This is a genomic window from Proteiniphilum sp. UBA1028 (assembly GCF_002316955.1).
Lineage (GTDB): Bacteria > Bacteroidota > Bacteroidia > Bacteroidales > Dysgonomonadaceae > Proteiniphilum.
Genome location: NZ_DCEN01000008.1, coordinates 1 through 4,766, shown reverse-complemented (window position 1 = coordinate 4,766; position 4,766 = coordinate 1). Strand labels below are relative to the sequence as shown.

6 protein-coding genes are annotated in these 4,766 nt (G+C 36.0%); 4 read left to right on the top strand and 2 right to left on the bottom strand.

The genetic code is table 11. From position 1 onward, the window contains the following. Nucleotides 1-481 precede the first annotated feature (481 nt). Together B3Z75_RS01140 and B3Z75_RS01135 are read right to left on the bottom strand one after the other, a co-directional pair. The gene (locus B3Z75_RS01140) at nucleotides 482-994 is read right to left on the bottom strand and encodes a hypothetical protein (protein WP_286854044.1); all 513 of its coding nucleotides are present in this window, start codon (nucleotides 992-994) and stop codon (nucleotides 482-484) included. 41 nt (nucleotides 995-1,035) lie between these two features. Then, nucleotides 1,036-2,100, bottom strand: coding sequence for a helix-turn-helix domain-containing protein (locus B3Z75_RS01135; protein ID WP_286854045.1), 1,065 nt, complete (start codon nucleotides 2,098-2,100; stop codon nucleotides 1,036-1,038). Between the two features lie 258 nt (nucleotides 2,101-2,358). Here B3Z75_RS01135 and B3Z75_RS01130 point away from each other — a divergent pair, with 258 nt between their 5' ends. The 4 genes from B3Z75_RS01130 to B3Z75_RS01115 are packed head-to-tail and all read left to right on the top strand — an operon-like array spanning nucleotide 2,359 to nucleotide 4,498. After that, entirely contained in the window at nucleotides 2,359-2,844 is a 486-nt protein-coding gene (locus tag B3Z75_RS01130; RefSeq protein ID WP_286854047.1) for a multiubiquitin domain-containing protein, read from the top strand. After that, nucleotides 2,819-3,997, top strand: a complete 1,179-nt coding sequence (locus B3Z75_RS01125) for a ThiF family adenylyltransferase (protein WP_286854049.1) — start codon at nucleotides 2,819-2,821, stop codon at nucleotides 3,995-3,997. Before B3Z75_RS01130 ends, B3Z75_RS01125 begins: the two co-directional genes overlap by 26 nt. Then, nucleotides 3,987-4,352: a DUF6527 family protein gene (locus B3Z75_RS01120; protein WP_286854051.1), complete on the top strand. Its 366-nt coding sequence runs from the start codon at nucleotides 3,987-3,989 to the stop codon at nucleotides 4,350-4,352. Before B3Z75_RS01125 ends, B3Z75_RS01120 begins: the two co-directional genes overlap by 11 nt. A gap of 8 nt (nucleotides 4,353-4,360) precedes the next feature. Continuing rightward, nucleotides 4,361-4,498, top strand: a complete 138-nt coding sequence (locus B3Z75_RS01115) for a hypothetical protein (RefSeq protein WP_286854053.1) — start codon at nucleotides 4,361-4,363, stop codon at nucleotides 4,496-4,498. Nucleotides 4,499-4,766: the final 268 nt, after the last annotated feature.

The following is a 4,766-nucleotide window of genomic DNA, read 5'->3' as shown; positions in this document are numbered from 1 at the left end:
CTGCGGCCGTCGTGTGACGAAATCATATGTCGACATTTCCTTTTCACTGCAAAATTAAGCTATAGGTTAACCATCTGCAACTTTTTGAAGTTAATTTTTCTGTCAGTATACCAATTCATTAATTTTTCTGAGTTTCCAAAATTAAATTTGTTTTCTCTGGATCAAAAAAATGTACTGATTTACATTGGTATTGCCTTTAAAATCATATTTTCCAAAGATATGCATAAATAAGATACCAAAACAATTAGTGTAGTGAAAATTAATATCAATAATGGTCGATATCTCCAACGTGGAGGGCGCCAGCCCCTACGGCGACGGGCTGGCGTGTGAACGAATACTTGACATCCTTGAATAAACAAAATATGCTGTTTTTTGGCTGTTATCCGATTTTCGGAAGTCTCTATGTTAAACCATTTCCTGTAGCGTATAAACCCTACAACCAGCAGAACGTCCGGCATGATGAGTGAGTTAGGCGGTTTGTTCAACTCCAAAGTTTCAAACGTTTCTCTATTTCGTTTTCCAATTGTTTATTATTGCGAAAGATGTAGTTTGATGTAACCAGTTTGTTTACCTTGATCACAGCCTCTGTTTGTGTCAAAATGTTTGATTTTACCAGTTCATCAAAAATCCAGATCATACCATGGTATTCTATTTTCTTGTTTTTCGCGCAATTGCGTAAAACCTTATCACTACTTAATACGCAAGCGTTGAGTTTATTCGCCACATACAGTACAGATTTATCTGTTTCCGACAATGATTTTGGATAGTTTTCTGAGAATATTTTAATTAAATCGTTCTCTTCAAGATTGTGAATTATAAGCCTGTTTGCTGACTGATACGTTTTTAAAACCCGTTGTTGATCAATATGCAATTCAAAATATACAGCAGAAGTTGTGTGTACTTCAAGTTCGAGGTTGAAAAATGAGGCTATTAGTTCCAGATCAAACAGGTCTATAAAAATACACGCATCCGTTACCGCAATTGTCAGTTTCATTTTTTAGAAAGGTTATTTGGCTTTATAAATCTAAATGATTATCAAAACATCGGTTGATACTCTTTTTTAAATTCAGCCAGAGGCCGGTTAGACAATGAAGCGGCTTTTGATATCGAGATTTGATCCTCAATTAACGCCCTGAACAAAAGCTGTTCAAAACGATTGCTCTCTTCGGCTCCCCTGTATTCTGCCGGCTCATCCACTCTCCAATTCATTTGTTTCATAAAGGAAAAGAATTGATTCGTGTAATGGTCATTGATGATATTGCATTCATTGGCACGCATTACAATTGCTTGCATAGAGATGCCATATTGCTTTTTGATATTGGCCAGTTCCAAAGAGGAGAGCTTGTTGCGATGTGCCCCGAGTTCTGCTTTAATAGTCTCTTCCGGTAGCAACATCGCTCCCGAAAACTGATGACATAAAGTCTCCTTTTGTTTATTCGTAATCTCTCCAAACTTTAATAACATGTGAGCAAGTTCATGAAGAAGAGTAAACCGAATTCTGTCAGGTTTGTTTGCTAATCTTACATTATAGGCAATTACAGGAATGTTGCCGTTAGCAAAGGCTTGTAACCCATCAAAATTTATAGAAACATCCAGTTTGACGATCTTGATGTTTTTTTCTTCCAGTAGTTCAACGATATTATAAATAGGTCCTTTGCCTATGGACCATTTCTCCCTGATGATTTCTGCAGCTCTGTTTACCTGCTCATAAGAGGTGATCTCCGGATAATCTTTCAGTGGATGTGCAAATTTATTTTCCAAGCCAATGATTTCTTCTAATTCTAAATAACGATTGAGATACTCTTTCGTTTTTTCTTGAATCATATCTGCCTCCTTTTTGGGCAGTTTATCCAGTTTTCTGAATTCTATATCGTTGAGTTCTATTTTGGTGGTTCTGAAAAAGTAATCAGGAGTCACGTTCAAGATTTTACTTATCTTACTAATTTTTTCTGCGTCAGGAATAACTTCCCCTTTCTCGTATCGATGCAATGCTTGACGCGTTAATATATTGTCTAATGCATCAGCCAAATCCTGCAATGAAAATCCATTCATTAAACGCGCCGATTTAAAACGTTCTGCAAAAACTGCTTTTATTTCCATTGTTGTTTGATTGTAATTTCAATACAAAGATAATAGACTTGGTTGACAAAAACAATAAAGGCATGACAATTTATTTTAATGTCAGTTGTTATGACAATATTTCAGTGTCCTGAGAATGAATAAATAAGACATATTGTCGTATTTTATTGTAAAGTTATATTGTTGACAAGTGAAGTTGACATAATTAATTATTGGCATGTTAATTGTAAACCATGTAGTGAGGAATATATAAAGATTAATTAATTTAATACATTGTTTATGATTACAAACATCGGGGCGCCAGGAACGCTAAGCAAACAACCCTACAAAATTTTTATTGATGGGGAAAAGTACGAATCATTTAATTCAATTGTTACGGGTGTAGAATTGAAGGAGATGGCAGGATTATTAAGAGACTCTGATTTATTCTTGATTAACCAGGGCTCGCGTGATATCCTGATTGGTAATGAAGAGAAAATTGATCTTTCTCATCCGGGTGTTGAACATTTCACTTCTCAGGTAAAAGTGAAGGAGTTTAGAATTATGGTGAACGGACGTGAAAAAACTTGGACGCAGCCTTCAATCTCATTCGGGCAGCTTATGGAGTTGGCATTTGGTGTTTATGAAGACAAACCTCATATCGCTTATACTTCAACATATGACAAGGGGCCCAAAGAAAACAGGAATGGTGTTTTCGTGAAAGGTCAGAGTGTTTATGTAACAAATAACATGATTTTCAATGCAACAAAAACTGATAAGTCGTAACGAAGACCTTAAGCGTCTTAGGGATGAAGGGTACGAGGTGGAGATTTGTGGTGGATATTTACTTATCCATCACATACCCTACCTGAATAGTGAAAAGAATATTTGTTTTGGTACTCTTGTAAGCACCTTAACATTAAGAGATAGCAACACTGTTGCTAAACCCGATAATCATGTAATTCATTTCATAGGAGACAATCCCTGTGAAATAGATGGAAATCCTATTTCGGCGATCCAACATAACAACAGTAATAGTCAACTTGGAGAAATAGTAGTAAACAGATCCTTCTCGAATAAGCCACCTGATGGTTACTCAAATTACTATGAAAAGGTTAAGAGATATGCAGATATCATCTCCTCGCCCCCGAAATCTTTAGATCCCACTGTAACTGAAAAAACATTCAAACCTGTTATTGACAAAGATTACGAAACTGTTTTTAATTACATCGACACCAACTCCAGTAGGTCGGCTATCGAAAATATCAATTTTAAATTTCAGGGACTGAAAATTGCAATAATTGGTTTGGGTGGTACCGGTTCATATATTCTTGATTTTGTGGCCAAAACCCCAGTTGCGGAAATCCATCTTTTTGATGGTGATGATTTTGATCAGCATAATGCTTTTCGATCTCCCGGTGCAGCTTCCATCGAAGATTTAGAAAAACATTATAAAAAAACTGATTATCTTACAAACATCTACTCCAACATGCATAGAAAGGTTATACCGCATGGCTATTATATAGACGACACTAATGTTGATGCACTTAGGGAGATGAATTTCGTATTTCTGAGTGTTGATAAAAACAGCGTTCGAAAAATCATCGTAGATTATCTTATCAATATAGAGATACCCTTTATTGACGTTGGATTAGGTTTAACCGAAGTTGATGGCAAGTTAGGCGGACTGGTAAGAACCACAACTGTGACAAAAGAAAGATCAAGTCACGTGTCATCTTTCATTCCTGTCGTCGACAGTGAAGGAGACGATGCTTATTCCTCCAACATACAGATAGCAGACCTCAATGCTCTAAATGCTTGTTTCGCTGTAATCCGATGGAAGCAATTCTGTGATTTCTATACCGATTTTGGTAAAGAGTATAACACTGTCTTTTCAATTGATACAACTATTATTAATCATAGCCGCGATGAAACATAAGTTTGTTGATGTTATTCCGGAAAATTTGGAAGACGAGGTTTTGTATATTTCGATCAAGTATGCGACTGCAATACATCTTTGCGCGTGTGGTTGTAAAAATGAAGTTGTCACACCATTTTCGCCAACCGACTGGCAGTTCATCTTCGATGGTAAAACGGTATCTCTTTCTCCTTCTATTGGTAACTGGAGTTTTAAATGCCAGTCACACTATTTCATTAAAAACGATGAATTTGTTTTTATGCGGAGATGGACAAATAAGGAGATAAAAGATGGGAGAAAAAAAGATAAAAAGAGAAAGTCGAGATATTTTAAGAAAGCAAGAATTAGTCCACTTGCATGGTTGGGCTTAAAATAGTAAATGATATGGCTAAAAAAGTAACCAGTAAAAAAGCCGCATCTTCTGCTTCAAAAGTTCTTAGAGACGGAAGAACTGGTAAGGACAGTAAGTCTGCAGCAGGTAGTGCTTTGTCTCAGAGAGAGCCAAAGAGAAAGAAAAGCTAAGTAGATTACATTTCAGTAAACGACCGGCTTGCCGGTCGTTTTTTAAGAGATTTCCTCATGCCTTGTGTGAGGACCTCCAACTCAAACTACCTTACAAGTGTAGATAACTATTACAAATTGTTTGAGATAACATTCATATGAATTAATACCTTTGATAAAAATGCTTGTTAAAACATGTGTAATGAATAAAGAGTAAAACGAGTTAATATCATTCATTTATAACCACATTAAAAACAGTAGTTTTGACGGATAGTTATTCATCAAAGAC

Coding starts and splice junctions, on each gene's coding strand:
- B3Z75_RS01135 (WP_286854045.1), bottom strand. CDS start 2,100: ATGGAAATAAAAGCAGTTTTTGCAGAACGTTTTAAATCGGCGCGTTTA.
- B3Z75_RS01120 (WP_286854051.1), top strand. CDS start 3,987: ATGAAACATAAGTTTGTTGATGTTATTCCGGAAAATTTGGAAGACGAG.
- B3Z75_RS01115 (WP_286854053.1), top strand. CDS start 4,361: ATGGCTAAAAAAGTAACCAGTAAAAAAGCCGCATCTTCTGCTTCAAAA.
- B3Z75_RS01140 (WP_286854044.1), bottom strand. CDS start 994: ATGAAACTGACAATTGCGGTAACGGATGCGTGTATTTTTATAGACCTG.
- B3Z75_RS01130 (WP_286854047.1), top strand. CDS start 2,359: ATGATTACAAACATCGGGGCGCCAGGAACGCTAAGCAAACAACCCTAC.
- B3Z75_RS01125 (WP_286854049.1), top strand. CDS start 2,819: ATGCAACAAAAACTGATAAGTCGTAACGAAGACCTTAAGCGTCTTAGG.